The organism is Rickettsia typhi str. Wilmington, assembly GCF_000008045.1.
GTDB lineage: Bacteria > Pseudomonadota > Alphaproteobacteria > Rickettsiales > Rickettsiaceae > Rickettsia > Rickettsia typhi.
In genome coordinates this window covers 931274-953512 of sequence record NC_006142.1, presented here as the reverse complement: position 1 = coordinate 953512, position 22239 = coordinate 931274, and the positions used below count along the sequence as shown (strand labels likewise).

Genomic DNA, 22239 nt, shown 5'->3' with positions numbered 1-22239 from the left:
GCTAGCACAAAATTTTATACCATTAACATACCGCCGTTTACATGTAGAGTTTGACCGGTAATATATGATGCATGATTGCTTGCTAAAAATGCGACTGCATATGCAACGTCTTCCGGTATACCATAAGTGCCTAGTGGAATTTTTTGTACTATTGCTTCTCTTTGTTTTTCGTTGAGTTTATCTGTCATATCTGATTTTATAAATCCTGGCGCTACTGCATTAACCGTAATACCTCTAGTCGCAACTTCGTAAGAGAGCGATTTTGTCATACCTATTAAACCTGCTTTAGAAGCACAATAATTAGCCTGTCCTGGATTACCTGCAATTCCTACTATTGAAGATATGTTAATAATGCGTCCATACCTTTTTTGTATCATTTTTTTTATTGCTTCACGATTTAAAATAAAATTTGCTTTCAAATTGATATCAATAACTTTGTCAAAATCTTGATCTTTCATTCTAATTGCGAGTGTATCACTAGTAATACCGGCATTACATACTAAAATATCTAAATTTGATATTTTAGATATTAAATTATTACATTCTTCCTTATTTGCAAGATTGCATACTTCTATGATATAATTATCTTTTAAAGTATTTCCAAGTAATTTTAATTTTTTCTCATTACTCCCACTAATAATTACCTTGCTTCCGAGTTTATGTAGCAACCGCGCTATTGCACTTCCTATGCCGCCTGAAGCACCTGTAATTAAGGAAGTTTTACCTGTAAAATCAATCATTTTATTCCTCCGTTTGATCAAGATTTATATTAGTAATTGCTGACGATTTTTCTCGTATTATTTTCTCAATTTCGTTGGCAATTTGTGGATGTTCTTTTAAATATTGTTTGACGTTTTCACGTCCTTGACCTATGCGTACTTTATTGTAAGCAAACCACGAGCCTGATTTCTCAATAATCTCAAGCTTAACACCAAGATCAATTATCTCACCTTCTTTGGAAATACCTGAACCATACATTATATCAAAATCTGCAGTTTTAAATGGTGGAGATACTTTGTTTTTGACTACTTTTACTTTAGTTTGGCTACCTATTACTTCTTCTTTATCTTTAATGGAGCCAATTCTTCTTATATCAATTCTAACAGAAGCATAGAATTTTAAAGCATTACCGCCTGTTGTAGTTTCAGGACTACCGAACATAACACCTATTTTCATTCTGATTTGGTTGATAAAAACAGTAATACAATTTGTACGATTAATTGATGCAGTAAGTTTACGGAGTGCCTGGCTCATTAATCTTGCTTGAGAAGCCATTTGGGCATCACCCATTTCACCTTCAATTTCTGATTTTGGTACTAAAGCAGCAACACTATCTATTATTATCATATCAATACCACCTGAGCGAATTAACGTATCAGCAATTTCTAGCGCTTGTTCACCTGTATCTGGTTGTGAAATGATAAGCTCATCAATATTTACGCCTAATTTCTTTGCATAAGCTGGGTCTAAGGCATGCTCTGCATCAATAAACGCACATGTACCACCATTTTTTTGAGATTCCGCAATTAAATGTAGTGTCAAAGTAGTTTTACCTGAGCTTTCAGGTCCAAAAATCTCAATTATTCTGCCTTTAGGGACACCTCCTATTCCAAGTGCTATATCTAGTCCAAGTGAGCCTGTTGATATTGCTTCTATATCAATATTTGGACGTTGCCCTAGTTTCATTACGGAACCTTTACCGTAGCTTTTTTCTATTTGTGCGAGTGCTGCAGCAATGGCTCGTTCCTTGTCTGTATTTGACATAAATTTCTATATTATAAACTTATCAATTAAGATATAAGTTTGAGAAAGAAAAATCAAATTTTATTTATTGTGCTTGTAAGATTAAATCTTCACTTCTTTACTAGGAGAAAATTAGTTATGTTATTTATTATTGATTTTACTCATCGCTTTTCTATTAATTATATTTACGAAAGTATAGTTTTATTTTAATAATATGGTATCGCAATTTCTACACACTGAATATCTTACTAAAGGTAATCAATTATCTTAATTTACATCCTATATTTTTAAGCATTTGCTTACTTTGAATATCGGTTTATGCATACATAAGTCGTACATGCTGTCATATACGCTTTGATTTAATAACCATATAATTTACAACAGTTATCGATAATTAATGCATATGCAAATATTATTGTATTTTCTAATTACTACAGGTACATTATGAGATAGAGTTACTTGTTGAGGTTTTTAGTATAGATTATAATGATAATCATAGTAACGATAGTACATTTAATTAGGAAAAGTATTTGTTAAGCTTTTAAGCTAGTAATTTGCATTTTTTATAAACGTGCATATTACGTTACTAATTATTGCTTTTTTATAGTTTAAATTCCTGCATGATCTAATTCTAGTAATGAATCATGTGATTAAAATCATTTTTTAGTCCCATGAATAAAAAATGTTATCTCAATACAGTATTACGAATATAGTATGCGCGTAATTCTCTTAATTAGTATTGTATTGACATTATTTTAACTTAAAAGTGACGATCTATTAGTGGATATATTAGATTTTAGTATGGTTAGTAATATTTTTGCTAATTACTTATATCTTAGGGTTTATAATATCTCTTATATTTTAATATTACAGTTTATCAAAGTGTGAAGTCTTAATATTCATATATGAAGACTTAATATGTTTGTTGCTTGTAGCAGTTTTTACTTTAATGGAATCTTTAGTTAAGTGATATTTTTACACTATTTATCACACTGTTAGTAATATTTAGGTAGCTTATTTTAGTACTATGATTTTACCTAGTATAGTTAGACTATAGAGATTCTAAGTATTTTGGACTGATTAGTATAAGCAATAATTTATGTATCTCTTACCGTAACAGTTATAATGAATGTAATGTTGTAAGAAAGATCTGTAAATATGCAGTGGCACTGAAACACTTGGTAAGCTACTATTGTATTGTGAATATTATTAGTAACATATCATAGTGTGTCTATATCAATGGGAAGAAATAGAAATTGATGATACCTATCCTAGACTGCACTTAGTGTATTCTAAATTAGCATAATTTTAGTAGTGAGCGTATGTCCAAAACTGTCAAAAAGACAGCAACACTAGATTTAAAGCTGACAGTGACTTAAATTTTGAACATACTGAATGTTTACAAGATTTAGAAATTGAGGATTGCATAAGTTTTATAAGCAATACTCTAATTTTTGGTAAAGGATTTAACACAATAAAATAACATATCGCATTTTAACTCCACGTGATATTTAATTTTTAAAAAATTGTTATGTAATAATCCTATCATACTATTTCTGAGGAGCTATATGCTGAAACAGCTAATAATGGTGTGTCGTAATTTAGATCTTCAATCTCTTCGTAATGAGAGATAAATATATCAAATATTTCTTTGATGCTTGCTTTATATTCTTCAGAGTCTGAATTTGCTATTCGTATAATTGTTATTAACCTTGCAAAGCTGTTAATTGTAGTAAAGCTATCATTACCTTTAAGATTATCACATATTTCATGCAATATTTTGCTTGCAGAAGGTAAGTTTATTGCTATAGCGGATGGTGAACTTAATTTTATAATTTCATTATTTAAATTAGTTAGTGATAATATTGAGTACTCAAATTCCGGTATAGATTTTGCTAGTCTTATAAGATCATCTAAATTATTTATTTTTATAAGTTCATCGAATATACATGCATTGTTCTTAAAATTTTCGTATAGTAGTGTTGAAAATTTTAATTGTTTATTATCATATTTTAATTGTTTATTTTCTCTTACTAATTCTATATTTTTGTTTTTTATATCTCCATTATAATGATCCCATACATATTTAGCTGTATATCCTAAGATACTGCCTATAGCTAATGTTCCTAATGCTACTACATAATAATAATAGTTGCCATATTCATCATAATTTGTATCCTTGCTAGGTTTTTCTGTAGTAGGTTCATCATACGTTTTGCCGAATTGATCTAAAATATATTTACCCATTTCCATAGGAGAGATATTATCTAAATATAGTCCTAAGTGATTTAGAGTCTTTTCAAGAGTATCGAGAAACGATTCACGAGGTATTAAAGTTGCTTTATAAGAATGATAATTTTGTAAAACACTAATAGCTTCTTCTTCAGTACATTTATTTAAACCTAAGAAATTAGCTCCATTAGTTGATGTAATATCACCTTGTGAAAACATATAATTATTTGTTACTTTATAAATCGCGCCAAGAATATTAGCTGTACCGTTTTGATTATGTATTACAGTTTGATCTAAAAGTATATGCTTATTATTTTCTGCATCGGTAAAAATATTATTTATTGGAATATTTAAACCACTGTTACACTCTTGGTGTAATATTGAAAAATCATTTGGTGACTCAGCGAAAGATTGTGCAATATTTTTCCAATTACAATCTGCATTATTCACTATATAACCTTTTCTAAAAGCTCCTTCAACAGTACTATATACTGATGAAAATATAGTACTGCTTAATTTATGTATGATGTGTCTTATATTATAAGGTAAATCACTTATAATTTCATTTTCAAATATTAGGTATAACGCATTTTAAGTTTACATTTATCGGTGCCATAATATTTAGCCATAATTTATTTAATAAAATTAAGATGCTGTGTCTAGAGTAGATTAATGATTTTGTCAAGATAAAAATAGTATTTAGAATAATTTTTTATTATGAGCCACAACATAACTTGCTAATGTGTCTAGTTTATTATTTTAATGTGAAATTTTTAGCTTGATTTTGTAGCAAAGACTGCAGTATGAACTAAGTTAGTTTTTCGCCATGCAATAACACAAATGCCTGTTCAGAATCACATTCATTTACCTATGCAGAAATTTTTAAAGATTTCATTTAGTATTTCTTCTACGTTAATAACGCCTGTAATAAGACCAATGCATCGTGCTGTCATTCTCATATCTTCAGTTGCGAGTACTAAATCATTGTCTAAGTTAAAAGCCATTAAATGCGAAAGAGCTTGTTTTAAATAATGACGATGACGCTGATTTGTTATATAAGGAGTTTCGGTAAAACCTGCAATATTTTCAGCAATATTTTCAATATTTTTTAAAATACTTGAAAGAGCAATATTATTTTTTACTGAAACTCTTAAGCATTTATATTTCTTTTCAATAGGAAAGATTTGACTTGGTTCAATTAAATCAATTTTATTAATGATTACGATAGTATTCTCATCAATTAAATCTATAATATCATTATTTATAGATAAATCTAATTTTTCGGCATCAAACATAATAATTTTAATATTTGCTGTTTTAGCAGAATTAATAGCTCTTTTTATACCTTCTCGCTCTATAATGTCTGTACTTTCTGCTCTTATACCTGCTGTATCTTGCAAAATAATAGGGTAGCCTCCAATGTCTAAATGTCCCTCTATTATATCTCTAGTAGTTCCTGCAATATTTGAGACAATTGCTATATTTCGTTGCATCAAGAAGTTTAATAAACTAGACTTACCTGTATTTGGTGGACCAATGATTGCAAGTTTAAGACCATTATTTAGTAATTCTCCTCGTCTGTTATCATTAAGATAATTAGATATTTCATTTACAATGTTTTTATGAGTGTTGTTAACGTCATTAAGTATGCTATCTGGTATATCTTCATCAGGGAAATCAAGATAAGCTTCAAGTAGAGCGATAATCTTTAAAAGCTGATTACGCCAATTATTATATAATTCTTCAAGACCGCCGTTTGCTTGTCTTACGGCTTGCCTATGCTGCATAATAGTTTCGGCATTAATTAAATCTGCTATTCCCTCTGCTGCCGTTAAATCAAATTTATTGTTTAAAAAAGCTCTTTTTGTAAACTCGCCTGCTTCTGCTAAACGAATATCATCTATGTTTAACAATGTATTAATCAGCATTATAGAAATAGCTTTACTGCCGTGCGTATGAATCTCGACTACATCTTCACCAGTAAAACTATTAGGGAGCTTAAAATAAACAACCATAGCATTGTCAATTAGCTCATTGGTTTCAGGGGAAATAATTTGTTGATAATACATTAATCTTGGCTTAAAGTCTTTCCGACCTGTAAGTAATTGCAAAACCTCTAGGCTTTTAGGGCCTGAAATCCTAAAAACAGCTACTCCTGCTTTACCGAATGCAGAGCTTTGCGCAAATATCGTTTCCACTTATTTTCTATGCCTCTTGCTTAAGTTATATATTATAATATAATAAAATATAATAACTTTATTATTATTCTAGAGAAAATCATGGTATCAAAAACATTAAACTTTAGACGTTTAAATTGTCAAATTCCGAATTATCAAACTAAAATTCTAGAACTAAGCAAGGAACGTGAGTCAAGTCCAATATATATAGATTTTATTCAAAAGTTTTTAAATTATATTCCTATAGATTATGATTTTGAGAATAGGGAAAAGTTATTCCAAAATTTTGCAGATGAAGCATTTAAATTTTTTCAGCAAAGGGTAGACAGAGCAAGAAAAATATCAATAACAAAGTCAGTGATCGAAAATGATCCAGCAATAAATGTCTTGATATTACTTGATAATAAGCCACATATTGTTGATGTGATTATATGTTTGCTTCAAAATATGAATTTACAAGCTAAGTTTTTACTACATCCGGTAATAAACTGTATGCGCAATAGTCAAGGAGTATTAGAAAAAATATTTAAAAACTCTGTGTTAGATGAACAATCAGAATTGATATTACATTTAACAATTTTAGGAAATTTCGACGATAAAACTACTAAATTTTTAACTGAGGCTATCAATGAAAGATTAGAAGAGTTACAACAGAGCTATACACATTTACCACAATTGCTTACAAAATTACAAGATTTATCTAACAATATAATTGATAATGACAAATTCAATTTTGAAGAGGCAAAAGAATTCTTAAATTGGTTACAAAATGATAATTTGGTTTTATTAGGGACTTTTGATTTTGATGTAAAATCTTTAAAATTAAGCAATGAAATAGGAGTCGCAAAAATATGGCAAGAAGTAAGAGATGAAATTGATGACATTATAAAATGTTCTGCTAATACTTTATATCAAAATCAATTAATAATACTCGGTAAAGTAAATAGTATATCACTTATCCATTCAGATAATTTGATTGACTATATTCTAGTGAAAAAATTTGACTCTTCAGGTAAATATATTTCAGGAAGTATAATTTTTGGTATATATAATGTAAATATGTATTACTATTCAATAAGTAATATTCCAATCTTACGACAAAAATTCAATTTTGTAATTGAGAAAGCTGGTTTTTCATTATCTGGTTATAATGCCGATAAATTAAGAATTTTAATTGAATCGTTACCAAGAGCAGCTTTAATACAGATTGATCAAAGTGATTTATATTGTATGTGCTTACATATGCTCTCAAGCATGATGAGTAAGAAACTTAAACTATTTATTCAATATGATTGGTCTAATTCTTTTCTTAACATTATCATTTTTCTACCACGAGAACGTTTAACTGCCGAAATACACAATATGATAGATTGTTATTTATCAGAAAAATTTGGTAGTAAAATTTTATCCAATTATATCACAGAAGTAGCTGGTAATTTTTCTTATCTTTTTGTAACACTTGAAGCGCAGGGGGTACATAAAATAAATTTTGAAGCAGAGATAATACAGCAAGATTTAGATCGTATCTCTACACGTTGGAGTGAAGATTTTTATTTTAAGTTTTCTAAAAAATTTGGCGAATATCAAGCAGGTATTAATTTAAAGATTTTTGATAATGTTTTTCCAGCAGATTATAGACAAAAATTTTCTCCAGAAATAGCTTTAATAGATATTGAATATTTAAAGAAAGCAAGCGAGTTACAAAAATGTATGTTTAATTTAGTTTCTGTCAATGAAACAGAATTTTATTTAAAAATATATAGTCCAAAAGTAAAACTTGCACTTTCTAATATATTGCCGTCAATAGAGAATTTAGGTTTTAAGGCAATTGATGAACAAACTTTTGCAATTAAAGATGCAATGGAAATCAAAGAAAGTTGGATATATAATTTTATTTTAACTTCTATTGTACCTGTCAAAAATAATATTCCCGCATTAAAAATAAATGTTGAAGAAGCTTTAGACCAAATGGCACTTGGTATGCTTGCTAATGATTCTTTAAGTAAATTAATAGTGCTTGCAGGTTTTAATTGGAAGCAAGTTAAACTTATTAAAGCTTTAACAAGATATTTACATCAAACAGGATTTAGTTACGGTAAAGGTTATGTACAGTTAACATTACTTAAACATCCAGAATATACAAAAATGTTGGTAAATCTATTTGATATAAAATTTAATCCTCAACATCCAGATAACAATTATGATGTAGTTCAAGATAACCTAAATACTTACTTAGTAACCGTTGAGATGAGTAGTGAAGATAAAGTACTACGTAGTATGCTCGGTATAGTGAATGCTATTACTCGCACAAATTATTATCAAGCGCATAAACATATTTTTTCATTTAAATTTGATTCTTCAAAAGTACCGAATTTACCTAAGCCAATTCCATTTGCTGAAGTATTTGTTTATTCTAGAAATTTTGAAGCTGTTCATTTAAGAGGTGGTCCAGTATCGCGTGGAGGACTGCGATGGTCAGATAGAGCTGAAGATTATAGATTTGAGATTCTTGGGCTGATGAAAGCACAAATGACTAAGAATTCAGTTATTGTACCTGTTGGGTCTAAAGGCGGTTTTTATGTTAATTTTACTGAGGAAGGACTGACTCGTGATGAATATATGGAAAAAGTTATAGAATGTTATAAGAATTTTCTTAGAGGTTTATTAGATATAACTGATAATATCATTGACGGTAAAGTAGTGCATCCTAAAGATATGATTATTTATGATACAAAAGATCCTTATTTAGTCGTTGCTGCTGATAAAGGTACAGCATCATTTTCGGATTATGCTAATAGTGTCGCAAAAGAATATAATTATTGGCTTGATGATGCTTTTGCTTCTGGTGGTTCTGCAGGTTACGATCATAAAAAAATGGCTATTACTTCTAAAGGAGCTTGGATTTCTGTAACTAATCACTTTAAAACCTTAGGTTTAGATGTCCAAAAAGACAATATTACTGTCGTAGGTATAGGAGATATGTCAGGCGATGTATTTGGTAATGGTATGCTAAGATCAAAGGCTATTAAGTTAGTTGCGGCCTTTAATCATAAACATATATTTATTGATCCTAATCCTAATCCTTTATTAAGTTTTAAAGAGCGTTTACGTTTATTTAATTTAAAGGGTTCTAATTGGTCTGATTATGATTCTACGCTTATTTCTAAAGGTGGAAATATATTTGAACGCAGTAGTAAATCGCTAAAGTTATCACCAGAAATTAAAAAGTTACTTGATATAAATGCTAATGAGATGTCACCAGAGGAATTAATTAGAGCTATTTTAAAAGCCGATGTTGATTTACTGTGGAATGGAGGTATAGGTACTTATATTAAGGCTAAAACGGAAAATAATTTGGAAATTGGTGATAAAGCAAATGATAATCTTAGATGTAATGGTGAGGAAATTAGAGCAAAGGTTATAGCAGAAGGTGGTAATGTTGGTGTATCACAGAGAGGTAGAGTTGAATATGCTAAAAAAGGTGGACGCATAAATGCTGATTTTATTGATAATTCAGCAGGCGTTGATTGTTCAGATCATGAGGTAAATATCAAAATTGCTTTAAGTAGCGCTGTCACATCAGGAAAAATTACCTTAGAAGAACGTAATAAACTTTTAATTGATATGACAAAGCAAGTTGAAGAGTTAGTATTACTTGATAATTATAAGCAAACTGAAGCAATAACTATTATGCAACTATCGCCTACTTTAACTGTTAATATACTTAGTCAATTTATAGATATTTTAGAAGAAGAAAAAGTATTAGAGCGCGACAATGAATTCTTGCCTAGTGTAGAAGAATTGAATAGAAGAGCTATTAATGATGAAGTATTGACTCGTCCTGAGCTTTGTGTATTGCTCTCGTACAGTAAGAGAGCTGCTTATCATGAGTTAATTAATTCTACTTTTTTTCATGATAAATATTTTGATACATATCTTATAGATTATTTCCCAAAAATGATGCAAGAAAAGTTTCGTAATGAAATTTTATCTCATCCTCTTAAATATGAGATTATTAAAACCGTTACTATAAATAAAATAATTAATCAGCTTGGAGGTCCGCTTATTAGTATTATAAAACTTGAGATTGGTGCTCCTCTTTGTGATATAATAAGATCATATACAATTATTTGTGAAATTTTTGCGCTCGATGATATATGGGAAACTATCAGTAATCTATCTACTCATATAGATTACAATGTAAAAATTGATATGTTTACTGAAGTAACAAAATTAATGCGTAGGGGTATTTCATGGTTTATTAAAAATTCGAAACATCCTATTAATATTAGTGAAACTATAGAAGAGTTTAGAGGACATGCACAAAACTTAAGAAAAATGATCAGTACTTTATTAGTCGGAGAAAATAAAGTAAGATTTGCAGAAAAATTAAATTATTATACAACTAGCGGGGTAGAGGCATCGTTTGCTGCTACTATTGCTACATTTGACAATTTAATTTCAGTGTTTGACATTATATATGTAGCAAAAGAGACTGAAGGCAATAATAATGAGATAGCAAAAGCGTATTTTGATATAAGCGATATGTTTAGTCTTGATTGGTTACGTAAAGTTTGTGATAAGCAATTAAACGATTCATTTTGGCGACGCCTCGGTCTTCAATCGCTAAAAGATGATTTATATGACAAACAACGTAGATTATTAATAAAAATAATTAATAAATCTAAAACAACTATTGATTTAGATTTATGGATTGTTAATAATAATAACTTAGTTAGAAATTTTCTTGATTTTATTAAAGAAATTAAAGCTCAAGAAACTATAGACTTAAATATAATTATTTTAGCAAATAAGAAATTTGAAATATTCTTACAAAAACTTGAGTGAATTATGTCATCAATGCTTAAGCAAATTAGATTAGATTCAGGTAAAACTTTAAATCAGGTCTCTAGTGATTTAAAGATTAGAAAAAAATATTTAGTAGCTTTAGAAGAGGGGAATTTTGATGTTTTACCTGGCGAAGTATATGTAAGAGGTTACTTAAAATTATATTTAGATTATCTTAATGTGAAAGATCGAAATGCAGCGCAGATAGAGGCGACAAAACAGAATGAAACTGAAAAATTATTAATTAATAAAAGAGCTACAGCATTGATCAATTATAAACGTAAAAAACAATTAGTACTTATATCGATTATGATGTTATCAATTATTATTGTAAGTCATCAATTCATAATTAACGTAACTAATTAATGCTTAATCAAAAATGGATAATAAAATATTAAAGAGATTAATGGAAGAAGTTGAGTATAAACTTGATGAGTTATTGCAGGCGCAAACGCATAATCATAATGAAGTGAAAAAACTACAAAACGAAAATAAAAAATTAAAAGATAATTATATCAAAATCTTAGATCAAATTAAAATTTATATTAATGAACTTGAAGAAATAAAAAAACAGCAAAAATAATTATGCCAATTGTTACGGTAACATTAAATAATAAGAGTTTTCAATTATATTGTAATAATGGTGATGAAGAAGAATTACTATCTTTAGCAGATCAATTGAATGATAAAATAGCAGAAATTAAACTTAATAGTCCAACAGCCTCTTTTGATCTATTATTAGTTATGGCCTCTCTTAATGCTCAAGCTGAAATAGCTATCCTCACAGAAAAGCTTTATAAAAATGGTTTTCAAAAAAATCATTACGAAGAAGAAAAATTTACAGAAACCCTAACAACTATAGCAAGTTATCTAGAAAATCTTGCACGTAAAATGGAAAAGTGATATATTAGCTCTTGGCTGCTTGGTGCGTGAGCTTAATATTAACCTAGGACTACCACTAACTTTTAGGACATCATCTCTGTCTAACACTAATTCAGTTTAGATATATGAAGTCCACCTTTACATCAAGGTCTTTGAAGGATTTTAAGTAACGGCCAAAGCGGTCATGTATACTCGTTGCATTTGGAAAAGAGTAAGGCGTCTTGCAGCTTATAATAGAAGCGTAAATACTAGTGCGTTGGGATTATAAGCTTCAAGACGCCTTACTCTTTTCCAAATGCAACTATTGTCTATCTACTTTTCGTTTTTACTCACAATATATTTAAAATGAAACAAACAAAATCAAGAAATAAAGTTCTCGGTGCGTTTTTAGGCACTATCATTGAATATTATGACTATAGTTTATATGGCTTTTCAGCAGCAATTATCGCCAATAAATTCTTTTCAGCTTGTACTGATCCGTTAACAAAACTTGTAAATGTTTTTGCTGTTTATGCAGCAGCATATTTATCCAAGCCTATGGGTTCTTATGTTTTTGGACATATAGGTGATATATACGGTCGTAAAAAAGCCTTAAGTTGTACTGTGGTCGGTATTGTGATTCCTACTTTAATAATTGGTTTATTGCCTGATTATTCTTCGATAGGAGTTTGGAGTACAATAATTTTAGTTTTATGTCGCTTCATGCAAGGTATTTTTATTGGAGGGGAATATGATGGTGCAGCGATTTATGTTATTGAACATTTGGGAGCAAAATATAGATTTACTGCCTCAGCAATAACTAGATGTACTGGAGTAATGGGATTATTATGTGGCATCGCTGCAACTAATTTCTTTAATTCCCATATTTTTCCGGAGTGGAGTTGGCGTATTCCATTTTTGCTAAGTGTACCACTTGCATTAATCACTCTTTATTATCGTAGGAAATTTGATGAAACACCAGAGTTTAAACAAGCAAATTATAGTCATGATTCTATTGAAAAAATGAGCGCTATAATTAAAAAGCAATGGACAAATATTGTACGGTTAATATTTTTAGCAGGAGGTTTTGGAGCAACATATCAAATTGCGATCATTTTTATGAAGCAATATTTACCGATCGTATTACCTTCAGTTTCTATTATTATGAGTTCTTTTTCAGTGTTAATAGTAATATGTTTTGCTGTTTGCATGCCGATTTCTGGCCTTATTGCTGACAGATTAGGAGTGCATTTAGTATTAAAAATTGCATTTATATGTACTATTACAGCAAGTGTATTTTTTGTGATAGCAGTCAAATATCAAATGACTAATTTAGGTCTTGCAGTTAGTTTAATGTTAGCTGGATCAGTCGCGCCTTTTAATGCTCTTGCACATAGTATCGTTATTAAGTCTTTTGTAGTTAAAGAACGCTATCGTGTTATAAGTTTAGGACATAATATCGGTTCAATGTTAATGTCTGGTACTGCTAATTATATTTGTGCAAAGGTAATAAAATCGTTTGATTTTAATCTATTCCCAATTTTATATCTTTGTATGTTTACGGTACTTGCTTATGCTATAAATATATTATTTAGTAAGAATGATTGAGAAAAACGTTTTGTTTTTAACAAGTTATTTGAATTGTTTAGAGCACGTTATGCAATCAAAAAAATAATAAAAAATCTGCAAATTAGAATTTTTAACTAGATTGTTTTGTTAAATTTGCATTATCATTTTCAATGATGTGTTGATATTAGATAACAATGTTGCTTCAAAATGATATTCACTTCTTAAAAATATTTCAGTATTTTGATTTAAATTATAAAAAATTTAAATCAAATAAGATAAAATTCATTATTCCATGGATATATTATTGTTTTTTATAGTTTGTCATAGTGCTAAACTACATTAGCTAATTGCAATACATATCACAATTAGTTATAGAATATTTGAGAATAAACCTAAATGAGTCAATACATCTTCTTTATGATGCATTTGTAAAGTATCTATCAGATAAATAATGTTTTTGCTGTTCAAAAGAGTATAGTGGTAATTCGAATAACTATAAACAAAATCTCTATAATATTCACAAATATTCTTCTAGATAATGAATGTTTGTTGGGCTCTAAATAAAATTGTATAGCATCATTTGATACAAGAATATTGTGCGTGCTAAGCCTTTTTTCGCGTATTGCTGTACTATTACTCATGATTGTATTCATTTTGTTATGAAGTGTTCGTAGATATATTTCTTTATATGCTTATCTCATACCAATAAATCTTTAATTGTATCTAAGTGGTATTAATATCTATTTTAGATAAAACGATAAAATTAATATCAGGCTTTATGAGTTTTTTGGTTTTGCCATCACAATCTAACATGCTCTAACATACTGGATCGTTTAATTTAAACTATTTGTTCGCATTAAGAATGTTACATGTAGTCGTATATAACTCTAAGCTTAGAGCAAGACATTATGCGCTGTGATCTTGTGTAATTAAATATCATTTGAAGTAATCAATAGTAAGTGTGACGGCTATTTTAGTCATTTTGCAATTATTTTCTATTTTATTAAGTCAGGTTTTAATTTTTATGTTATTCTATATGTTATTTAGATAGACCTCCCCTCTGATTTATTAGATCGTTTAATCTGTTCATTATAAGATTTTGTTTCTTTAGTTTCTGGTTTATTTATAAAGTGTTTAGTTTTTTCTCCTATTAACATCGCTTCTTGAAGAATATCTTTTGGTATCTTAGATGCAGATATTTTTGAAGTTTGTTTTATTGCTAAAGTCATCTTGTGTTCTTTATTTATCTCCCTGCCTATTAATTCATCCAGTGGCACATTTTTATAATCGGCAAGCGCGACAATCGCTCCCATATCAGGCATTTTTGTACGCCCATCTAGAAAATTTTTCCATGCTGTTTCATGTGTGCCTGTTTTTTCACTTAACTGATACGGGGTTATATTATCTGTTTCTAATATATTAAGTACAAATTTTTTAAAATTATTTCTCATTTCTTCTGGATTATCTTTATTTGTTTCTGTTGACCTCATCTCTTCACGCATTATTTCCCCCTGTAAAATTTACTCCTAAAATTGATAGTAAAAAGAATTTTTTAATGATGAAATTTACTCTTTTTAAGAAATTATTTTTTATAATTAAAGAGTTTGTATAGCAAAAATGAATAAGATTATACACTTCTATTGCAAGAATGTCTTGCCATTATCGTATAATAATCAAAAGAATTTAATTAGCTTTAAAAAACTTTATAGATACCCTATCAGATTTATTAATATATAACGAATCAATATTAAATAGAAGATAAAATATATAATAAAATTAAGTATTTAGGTTTATATATTGCATTTATTATAAGTTATAAAATTTTCTGAAGTAGATTATATGTCTTTTCAAAATCTTTATAATTCTAACATTAAATAATCATTCATTAAAAATGTACAAAACCTAAGATATTTTAAAAAGATTATATAAATTAGAAATTGTTTTTTCTACATCTTTATCATTTATTAATAATGTAATTTTAACTTCTGATAACTGCATCATGTTAACATTGATATTATCTTGTGTTAACTGTGATAATATCATTTCAAGTAATTTGCAATCATTTTTAATGCCATAACCAATAAGAGAGATTGTGGCAATTTCGGTATCAAAAGTAAAATTTTGTATCTGCTTATTATTTTTGCAATTAGTAAGTAAAGTTTGTAAATTATTTTTATCAGTTAAATTTGTAATAAAATTATATTCGATATTATTTTTTATCTCTTGCATAAACTCAATACAATTATTATTGTATGTAATCATATTGGCAACTTGCAAAAAACTTAAAGTAATAGTATTTACAGATACTTTTAATAAATTTTTATTAGAAGTAATGCCGCGAATAATACAATTTTCCATATTATACCTATTTTGTAATGCTAATTCTATTGGTAATTTATATGTTAATCCACTAGTATCATCAGGTATATTTATTTTGGTGCTACGTTTTATATTTTTTGCAGATTCTTCCATATCCATATACGTGGATTTTACAAGAGGCGTTGTATCCTTTGAAGTAATTAAAGTACCTTCTGTATTTGGTAAAAATGTTGAAAGAACACGCATATCTATTTTATACCGCATTACTAACTCTACCGCTCTAGGGTGTAATACTTTTGCTCCACTCGATGCTAGTTCTAACATTTCTAAAAAATCTATTTCTTTTATTCTCTTTGCATTTGGGATAATTCTTGGGTCTGCAGTAAATATTCCATCTACATCGGTATAAATATCGCATCTATCAGCTTTCATAGCTGCAGCGATTAAGGCAGCAGTAGTATCGGATCCCCCCCTACCAAAAGTGGTTATCCTATTTGATTTGTTAATTCCTTGAAAACCGGCTATTATAGGTATGATCTTTAGTTGTAAACATTTTTCTAGTAAATCTGTAGTAATGAATTCCACTAAAGCTTTACTATGATTATTATTGGTAAGAATTGGTAATTGCCAGGCAAGTAATGATTGAGCCTGTATTTCTTCTTCTTGAAGAGCGAGTGCTAGTAATGCAGCAGTGACTATTTCTCCGCTAGAAAGTGCTACATCATATTCTGCAAATTGAGATATTTTGTTCAGGCTTGATACTTCACTACATAATGTAACAAGTTGATTAGTAACTCCAGCCATAGCGGAAACTACTACAATTACTTGGTTATTTTTAGTTATTTCAGCTTTTATAATAGGAACGAGTTTTTTTATTCGCTCAATATTTGCAACGGATGTACCACCGAACTTTTGAATTATTAAGGCCATATCTTATAATAGTAAGCCTAATAGAACATTATATCATTAATTGCTTTTTGTTCTCATCTAGCTTACTTAACAGACATTATTGTGTGGAATTGCGTTCAACTGCCATTCAATGACTTAGATGTTGGATTAGCTTTTCAAACAAATATCTTTATCGACCGTATAGCAGTATGCATAATAATATGAAAATCCACAATATAATACCATAAAAAGCATTTTGTTTTATGTAATATTAGTATATGATTAAATCGCAATACTTAAACATTTGCAATTTCTTTAACATTGACTATTTTATGATTCTGCTTAGTTAAAAACTCTACTCTACCTTCTATTAAAGAAAATATTGTATGATCCTTACCAAGTCCTACATTTATGCCTGGGTGAACTTTTGTACCACGTTGTCGAACGATAATATTACCAGGTATTACATATTGTCCATCAGATTTCTTAATCCCCAGCCTTCGACCAGCTGAATCTCTCCCATTCCTAGAACTACCACCAGCTTTTTTGGTTGCCATCTTATAATTCCTTTTAAGTGATCATTATTGTTTAGTAATATCTAATATTTTTAATTCTGTCAATTCTTGACGGTGCCCAGCCTTACGACGATAATTTTTTCTACGCTTTTTCTTAAAGGCTATAATTTTATTATCTTTCAGTTGGTTAGTAATTTCAGCCGTAACGATAGCACCTTTAACTATTGGAGTACCAATAAAAGAAGGCTTTGAGTATTCTCCAATCATTAAAATTTGATCAAATTGCACTTTAGAACCAAGCTCTCCATCAATTTTTTCGATTTTAATAACACTATTTCTATCTACTTTATATTGCTTTCCACCTGCTTTTATAACTGCGAACATGAAAATTATCTCTTTAAAAATTTATAAACATTTATCGTATCATATTATTATACTAGAAATTAGTCAATGATCTTTTTAATAGACTTCTTGAATAATTTATAAGGATGATATTTGATGAAGAGTTCATGTTTTGTAGTACTGAAATCTCTTCTATTAATTGCATTATTCACAAAATCTCAAGTCTATTATCGATATCTATTAACACAAATATGATTGCGTATTGAGTTATCGCAGCAAATATTGCAGCAAGTAAATCATCAAGCATAACACCAATACTACCCTTAATATTTTTATCAAACCAATTAATAGGCCATGGTTTTACTATATCAAAAAATCGGAATAGACAAAAAGGTAATATGAAAAGTAATATAATATTTCTTGTTAATTGGCTATAATATTTAATTAAATGTGATTCATTAGCAAATAAAGCGGAAAAGAATACTAAAACAATAGTTAGCATTTGTCCTACTACTTCATCAATTACCACTTCTTTAGGATCTTCTAAATTTGTATAATTTAAATATATTTTAGTAAAATAAATACCAAGCATTAACAATATCAAACATATAATAAAGTTTATAATAAATATACTAACAAGTTGAGCTTCAGCAAGAGTAAGGCTTGCGAAAGGAATAATTATTTTATGATGAACAATAAAATACATTAAACAATAAGTTACAGGAAAGGAAGCAATCGAAGCAAAAGTGCCTGGACAATATTTTATTTTGCCTATGTAAAAGAAAGTAGTAAAAAATTCTGAAAATTGTTTTTTAGTAAACATTTCTTTAATTATTTTATTCTAGATTAGAGCTATAATATCTTATATAATATAATTTTAACTTATACAGCAAAAATATATATCATGGGAATGAGCTTTAGTCATTTATTAATAGTTTTATTAATTATTTTTGTATTATTCGGTGCCGGCAAATTACCACAAGTTATGTCTGATCTTGCAAAAGGTCTTAAAGCCTTCAAAGAAGGTATGAAAGATGATGGCAATGATAACGATAAAAACGAATAATTAATTTTTTAATGTATCTCTTAATAACGCACTAATTATACTGAATGTATTGTCTAGTCGATTCTGGAATAACATATCAGGTAACACACTAATGCTCTGAAACAGTAGAATATACACCATTCTCTTTTCTGATAATATCATATTGTCTCTGCGCAACTCCATCAATGAAATGAATATTACCGGATAACCCTAGATAAGGTTGTCTACTGTGCATTCTATTTAAAAATATTTCAGATACAAATTCATTGCCTATATAGTTTGCAGTCATATGCCCTAAATCATAAGCAATAAGATGCATAAAACCAATATGGTTAATACCTAAGTCTTTTGCTCTATCTTGGATATTGCTATTGAATAAATTTAAAGTACCGGTAAAGCTAATATCGATATTTTCAGAGTAATCAACATCAATACGATTATCACCTATTAAAATAGCTTTTTTATCTAAATTATATTTATGAATACTCTCAGCTAGTAGGTTTAAATTTTTTGGATCATCGGATAAATAAATAACTGGTTTTATTGTATCACTCCGTTCATTTATAATATCCGTATTGTCTGAAATATTTCTTACAGCTTTTGCTATAGATTCAGGATTATCTTCATAAAATTCAGTGTGTGATAATGATGAATTTTTTTGAATTAATATATTTTGCATTACTTGACTAATGGTTTGTGAATACTTGCCTTGAGGTAATAATGCCATAAAATCTTTATGGTTTTCACTATAATAATTGATTATACGTATAAGTTGTTTCAAAGGCGCATGACCGAATACAAATAGTTTATCTTCCGCAAGAGCAGGATTATTTGACATAGTTATTATAATAATATCATTAGCTTTTGCTTTTTCAGTGATTAAAGACGTAAAGTTAGAGTATAGAGGACCTAGGATAATCTTGGTTTTGCGTGTTACTATTTTATCCATAGCAGCTAAAACATTTTGTTCATCCGAGCCGTCATAAGACGTAACATGTATATAAGATTTCACTGCATCGTTAAGTCCCATTTTAATAAGATCCTTATATTGTTTACCTATAACACCATCAGGACCTTGATTTGGCATTAAAATTGCTATCTCAATTTCTTTTTGTCCTTTTTTAGGAATAATGATCTCGCCTTCTTTAGGTATTTGACAGGACGCTAAATATAAAAAACAAAAAAATGATAGAAATATTAATAGTTTATGTTTTATATTAGCCATAAAATTACTTTTTTAAAAAAATTATGATTTTAAAATCAGGATTATATATTGTTTCAACACCAATAGGTAACTTTGAAGATATAACACTTCGTGCTATCTCAACTTTAAAAAATTCAGATATTATCTTATGCGAGGATACTAGAATATCACAAAAATTGCTAGTAAAACATGATATTATTACTAAATTACAAATTTATAATGATCATAGTGATTATAAAGATAGGGAATATATTATAAGTCTTATAAAAGCAGGTCATGTAGTAAGTTTAATTTCTGATGCAGGAACTCCTTTAATTTCCGATCCTGGTTATAAATTAGTTAGAGATTTGCGTAATCTTAACTATTATATAGAAGTAGTACCTGGAGTATCAGCACCGATTACTGCCTTAACTTTATCTTCACTTCCTACAGATCGATTTTTATTTTGTGGGTTTTTACCTAAAACTATAGAAAGTAAGAAAAAGATTTTTTCTGAACTAGTAAATCTCAAGGCTACTTTAATTTTCTTTGATACAGCCTCTCGTTTGATAAACACGTTATCATTAGCTAAAGAAATATTTGGAAAGCGAGAAATATGTGTAGCTCGTGAGTTAACTAAAATATATCAAGAAATAAAAACAGGTGATATAGATGCAATAATAGAGTTTTATAAAAAAAATATTTTAAAAGGTGAGATAGTATTATTGATTTCAGGAAATGTACAAGAACAATATAAACACATAAATTTAGAAAAATTTATAGAATTTTGCTTAAGTAAAAACTTAAGTAGCAAAACCACTATCGAACTTGCTTATGATAAATTCAAAGATGTGTATAGTAAAAAAGAGATATATAGAGTAGTAGTACACAAAAATTTACAGCTTTAAATATTAAAAATTTTGTCACTACATAACTCTATTCAACTTACTTTGCAATTTAATATCAGTATTTTTTTTGTTATAAATTTAAAAATTAATCCGAGAGTTTAAAGCAATTTTTAGAATGTTTAGAATGTAAGAGAATAAAGATTTATTACTCTCAATTGTAAATATTCAGTTATAATGATCAACTTGTAGAAGTAATTTTATTCTATAAAAAGAATTTTAAAGGTGATATACTATCTGTATTTGATATAAAAATCAAAAGTGCAAATGGTGAAAGGCATAAAAGGCATAATATATATTTTTGAAACCCTGGTAACTGATACAGCGGGTTACGATAAAAGATTTGTCTATTCAATAATGTATTATTGAGTAATTTAAAAAATACACATATTTGATTTTATAGTATTACAGATACAGATTATATCATCATTATTTTGTTAATAAAGAAAAGAAAACGCCTAAGTAAAGTTATAGAGTTATATACATTTAGAGTTGCTAAGAACTTAGGATAAGTGATTTTGTTGCATAGTCAAGAAAGATAACAGTACTTGAGAGATATATGCTAGCCTTTTTAACATGTAATGATTTATAATAATACAAGATAATTTAGAGCAAAACATCAAAAGTGTTTGAGGTGATAAATTAAAGTGATGTGGAAAGCAAGAAATATATAAAAAGCGTTTAGAGTATCTTAATTCACAATATTGAAGAAGGTACAAGCAAAAGGAAAATAGAAAGTGATAAGGTATAAAAATAAAAGGTTGTCCATGATATAGTGTATCTGGACAGCTGTAACCTTTTTAGGTTTATTTTTTTGATGAATATTCAAGTTTTTACATTCTGCTTGTATATCTATAAGTACCTTGCATTATTATAAGCTCTTCTTAAGGATGATATTACCAACTTTAAGTTATTACAGTAAGCAAAAAGTTGTTAACTTGCAAATGTATTTATATAATACTCACAGTATTCTTTAATATGGCAGATGCGACAACTTGGTTTTCTCGCTTTACAAATATATCTTCCATGTAGAACTAGCCAGTGATGGGCATGTGTTAGCCATTTCTCATCGATAATTTGTAATAGCTCTTTTTCTACTATTACAGTAGTATTGCCTTTCGCAAGTCCAATCCTTTTTGATACTCTAAAAACATGTGTATCAACTGCCATTGTAGGCATAGCAAAAAGACAATTTAGTACAACGTTTGCAGTTTTTCTGCCAACTCCTGGTAGTTTAACTAATTCCTTAAAATCATTTGGTATTGAAGCTTGATAATTTTTTATCAATATTTGACATGATGCGATAATATTTTTTGCTTTGCTATTAAATAACCCTATAGATTTTATATATTTTTTCAGTCCTTCTTCACCTAGTGCTAAAATTTTTTCTGGTGTATTATAAGTTTCAAATAAGTGTTTCGTCACTAAATTTACTGATATATCAGTAGCTCGAGCCGATAATATTACTGCCACCAATAAGGTAAAGTCATTCTTATATATTAATGCAGTTTGTGGCTTTGGATTATTTTTGCTAAAAATCTCAAAAATTTTATTCACTATTTGTGCTTGCATATATTGCTATAGAAAGTGTATTTTAGAGAATAATATTTAT

General features: G+C 28.5%; 17 protein-coding genes, 1 other RNA gene and 1 pseudogene. 8 read left to right on the top strand and 11 right to left on the bottom strand.

Annotation, left to right across the window (positions count from 1 at the left end; genetic code table 11):
• Nucleotides 1-14 precede the first annotated feature (14 nt).
• The 4 genes and pseudogenes from fabG to mnmE all read right to left on the bottom strand — a co-directional run bounded on the left by fabG (nt 15) and on the right by mnmE (nt 6173).
• Nucleotides 15-740 (bottom strand): 3-oxoacyl-ACP reductase FabG, encoded by a 726-nt coding sequence (gene fabG, locus RT_RS03690; RefSeq protein WP_011191181.1) that lies wholly within the window; start codon nt 738-740, stop codon nt 15-17.
• A 1-nt stretch (nt 741) separates the two neighbouring features.
• Nucleotides 742-1764: a recombinase RecA gene (gene recA / locus RT_RS03685; protein ID WP_011191180.1), complete on the bottom strand. Its 1023-nt coding sequence runs from the start codon at nt 1762-1764 to the stop codon at nt 742-744.
• A gap of 1524 nt (nt 1765-3288) precedes the next feature.
• Nucleotides 3289-4594: pseudogene (locus tag RT_RS03680) on the bottom strand (DUF5460 family protein).
• A 241-nt stretch (nt 4595-4835) separates the two neighbouring features.
• Nucleotides 4836-6173: a tRNA uridine-5-carboxymethylaminomethyl(34) synthesis GTPase MnmE gene (gene mnmE / locus RT_RS03675; RefSeq protein WP_011191178.1), complete on the bottom strand. Its 1338-nt coding sequence runs from the start codon at nt 6171-6173 to the stop codon at nt 4836-4838.
• Between the two features lie 81 nt (nt 6174-6254).
• Between mnmE and RT_RS03670 the strand changes: the two genes are divergently transcribed.
• From RT_RS03670 to RT_RS03650, 6 genes are all read left to right on the top strand, one after another.
• Entirely contained in the window at nt 6255-11000 is a 4746-nt protein-coding gene (locus RT_RS03670; RefSeq protein WP_011191177.1) for an NAD-glutamate dehydrogenase, read from the top strand.
• A gap of 3 nt (nt 11001-11003) precedes the next feature.
• Nucleotides 11004-11366 (top strand): helix-turn-helix domain-containing protein, encoded by a 363-nt coding sequence (locus tag RT_RS03665; RefSeq protein ID WP_011191176.1) that lies wholly within the window; start codon nt 11004-11006, stop codon nt 11364-11366.
• Nucleotides 11367-11379: 13 nt separating this feature from the next.
• The gene (locus RT_RS03660) at nt 11380-11583 is read left to right on the top strand and encodes an RP576a family tick cell line-upregulated protein (RefSeq protein WP_011191175.1); all 204 of its coding nucleotides are present in this window, start codon (nt 11380-11382) and stop codon (nt 11581-11583) included.
• Nucleotides 11584-11585: 2 nt separating this feature from the next.
• Nucleotides 11586-11903: a cell division protein ZapA gene (locus RT_RS03655; protein ID WP_011191174.1), complete on the top strand. Its 318-nt coding sequence runs from the start codon at nt 11586-11588 to the stop codon at nt 11901-11903.
• A gap of 9 nt (nt 11904-11912) precedes the next feature.
• Nucleotides 11913-12071: non-coding RNA, 6S RNA (gene ssrS / locus RT_RS04445), on the top strand.
• 156 nt (nt 12072-12227) lie between these two features.
• Nucleotides 12228-13469 carry an MFS transporter gene (locus RT_RS03650; protein ID WP_011191173.1) on the top strand — a complete coding sequence of 414 codons (1242 nt, stop codon included), beginning with the start codon at nt 12228-12230 and terminating at the stop codon, nt 13467-13469.
• Nucleotides 13470-14473: 1004 nt separating this feature from the next.
• On the opposite strand, the gene RT_RS03645 is transcribed toward RT_RS03650, so the two are convergent.
• The 5 genes from RT_RS03645 to RT_RS03625 all read right to left on the bottom strand — a co-directional run bounded on the left by RT_RS03645 (nt 14474) and on the right by RT_RS03625 (nt 18317).
• The gene (locus RT_RS03645; protein ID WP_011191172.1) at nt 14474-14932 is read right to left on the bottom strand and encodes a helix-turn-helix domain-containing protein; all 459 of its coding nucleotides are present in this window, start codon (nt 14930-14932) and stop codon (nt 14474-14476) included.
• A gap of 400 nt (nt 14933-15332) precedes the next feature.
• Nucleotides 15333-16679, bottom strand: coding sequence for an aspartate kinase (locus RT_RS03640; protein ID WP_011191171.1), 1347 nt, complete (start codon nt 16677-16679; stop codon nt 15333-15335).
• A gap of 254 nt (nt 16680-16933) precedes the next feature.
• A complete protein-coding gene (gene rpmA / locus RT_RS03635) occupies nt 16934-17194 on the bottom strand; it encodes a 50S ribosomal protein L27 (RefSeq protein WP_011191170.1) in 261 nt (86 codons plus the stop codon).
• Nucleotides 17195-17218: 24 nt separating this feature from the next.
• Entirely contained in the window at nt 17219-17536 is a 318-nt protein-coding gene (gene rplU / locus RT_RS03630; RefSeq protein WP_011191169.1) for a 50S ribosomal protein L21, read from the bottom strand.
• A gap of 166 nt (nt 17537-17702) precedes the next feature.
• Nucleotides 17703-18317: a phosphatidylglycerophosphatase A family protein gene (locus tag RT_RS03625; protein WP_011191168.1), complete on the bottom strand. Its 615-nt coding sequence runs from the start codon at nt 18315-18317 to the stop codon at nt 17703-17705.
• An 81-nt stretch (nt 18318-18398) separates the two neighbouring features.
• Between RT_RS03625 and RT_RS03620 the strand changes: the two genes are divergently transcribed.
• On the top strand, nt 18399-18560 hold the full coding sequence (locus RT_RS03620) for a twin-arginine translocase TatA (protein ID WP_011191167.1): 162 nt from the start codon (nt 18399-18401) through the stop codon (nt 18558-18560).
• 88 nt (nt 18561-18648) lie between these two features.
• Here the strand turns inward: RT_RS03620 and RT_RS03615 are convergent, their stop codons facing one another.
• Entirely contained in the window at nt 18649-19764 is a 1116-nt protein-coding gene (locus tag RT_RS03615; RefSeq protein ID WP_011191166.1) for a penicillin-binding protein activator, read from the bottom strand.
• A gap of 23 nt (nt 19765-19787) precedes the next feature.
• Between RT_RS03615 and rsmI the strand changes: the two genes are divergently transcribed.
• A complete protein-coding gene (gene rsmI / locus RT_RS03610; RefSeq protein WP_011191165.1) occupies nt 19788-20630 on the top strand; it encodes a 16S rRNA (cytidine(1402)-2'-O)-methyltransferase in 843 nt (280 codons plus the stop codon).
• A gap of 930 nt (nt 20631-21560) precedes the next feature.
• Here rsmI and nth read toward each other — a convergent pair.
• The gene (nth, locus tag RT_RS03605; protein WP_011191164.1) at nt 21561-22199 is read right to left on the bottom strand and encodes an endonuclease III; all 639 of its coding nucleotides are present in this window, start codon (nt 22197-22199) and stop codon (nt 21561-21563) included.
• Nucleotides 22200-22239: the final 40 nt, after the last annotated feature.

Excerpts from the sequence above, each read along its gene's own strand:
- fabG (WP_011191181.1), bottom strand. The coding sequence starts at position 740 with ATGATTGATTTTACAGGTAAAACTTCCTTAATTACAGGTGCTTCAGGC.
- recA (WP_011191180.1), bottom strand. The coding sequence starts at position 1,764 with ATGTCAAATACAGACAAGGAACGAGCCATTGCTGCAGCACTCGCACAA.
- RT_RS03670 (WP_011191177.1), top strand. The coding sequence starts at position 6,255 with ATGGTATCAAAAACATTAAACTTTAGACGTTTAAATTGTCAAATTCCG.
- RT_RS03665 (WP_011191176.1), top strand. The coding sequence starts at position 11,004 with ATGTCATCAATGCTTAAGCAAATTAGATTAGATTCAGGTAAAACTTTA.
- RT_RS03660 (WP_011191175.1), top strand. The coding sequence starts at position 11,380 with ATGGATAATAAAATATTAAAGAGATTAATGGAAGAAGTTGAGTATAAA.
- RT_RS03655 (WP_011191174.1), top strand. The coding sequence starts at position 11,586 with ATGCCAATTGTTACGGTAACATTAAATAATAAGAGTTTTCAATTATAT.
- RT_RS03650 (WP_011191173.1), top strand. The coding sequence starts at position 12,228 with ATGAAACAAACAAAATCAAGAAATAAAGTTCTCGGTGCGTTTTTAGGC.
- RT_RS03645 (WP_011191172.1), bottom strand. The coding sequence starts at position 14,932 with ATGCGTGAAGAGATGAGGTCAACAGAAACAAATAAAGATAATCCAGAA.
- RT_RS03640 (WP_011191171.1), bottom strand. The coding sequence starts at position 16,679 with ATGGCCTTAATAATTCAAAAGTTCGGTGGTACATCCGTTGCAAATATT.
- rpmA (WP_011191170.1), bottom strand. The coding sequence starts at position 17,194 with ATGGCAACCAAAAAAGCTGGTGGTAGTTCTAGGAATGGGAGAGATTCA.
- rplU (WP_011191169.1), bottom strand. The coding sequence starts at position 17,536 with ATGTTCGCAGTTATAAAAGCAGGTGGAAAGCAATATAAAGTAGATAGA.
- RT_RS03625 (WP_011191168.1), bottom strand. The coding sequence starts at position 18,317 with ATGTTTACTAAAAAACAATTTTCAGAATTTTTTACTACTTTCTTTTAC.
- RT_RS03620 (WP_011191167.1), top strand. The coding sequence starts at position 18,399 with ATGGGAATGAGCTTTAGTCATTTATTAATAGTTTTATTAATTATTTTT.
- RT_RS03615 (WP_011191166.1), bottom strand. The coding sequence starts at position 19,764 with ATGGCTAATATAAAACATAAACTATTAATATTTCTATCATTTTTTTGT.
- rsmI (WP_011191165.1), top strand. The coding sequence starts at position 19,788 with ATGATTTTAAAATCAGGATTATATATTGTTTCAACACCAATAGGTAAC.
- nth (WP_011191164.1), bottom strand. The coding sequence starts at position 22,199 with ATGCAAGCACAAATAGTGAATAAAATTTTTGAGATTTTTAGCAAAAAT.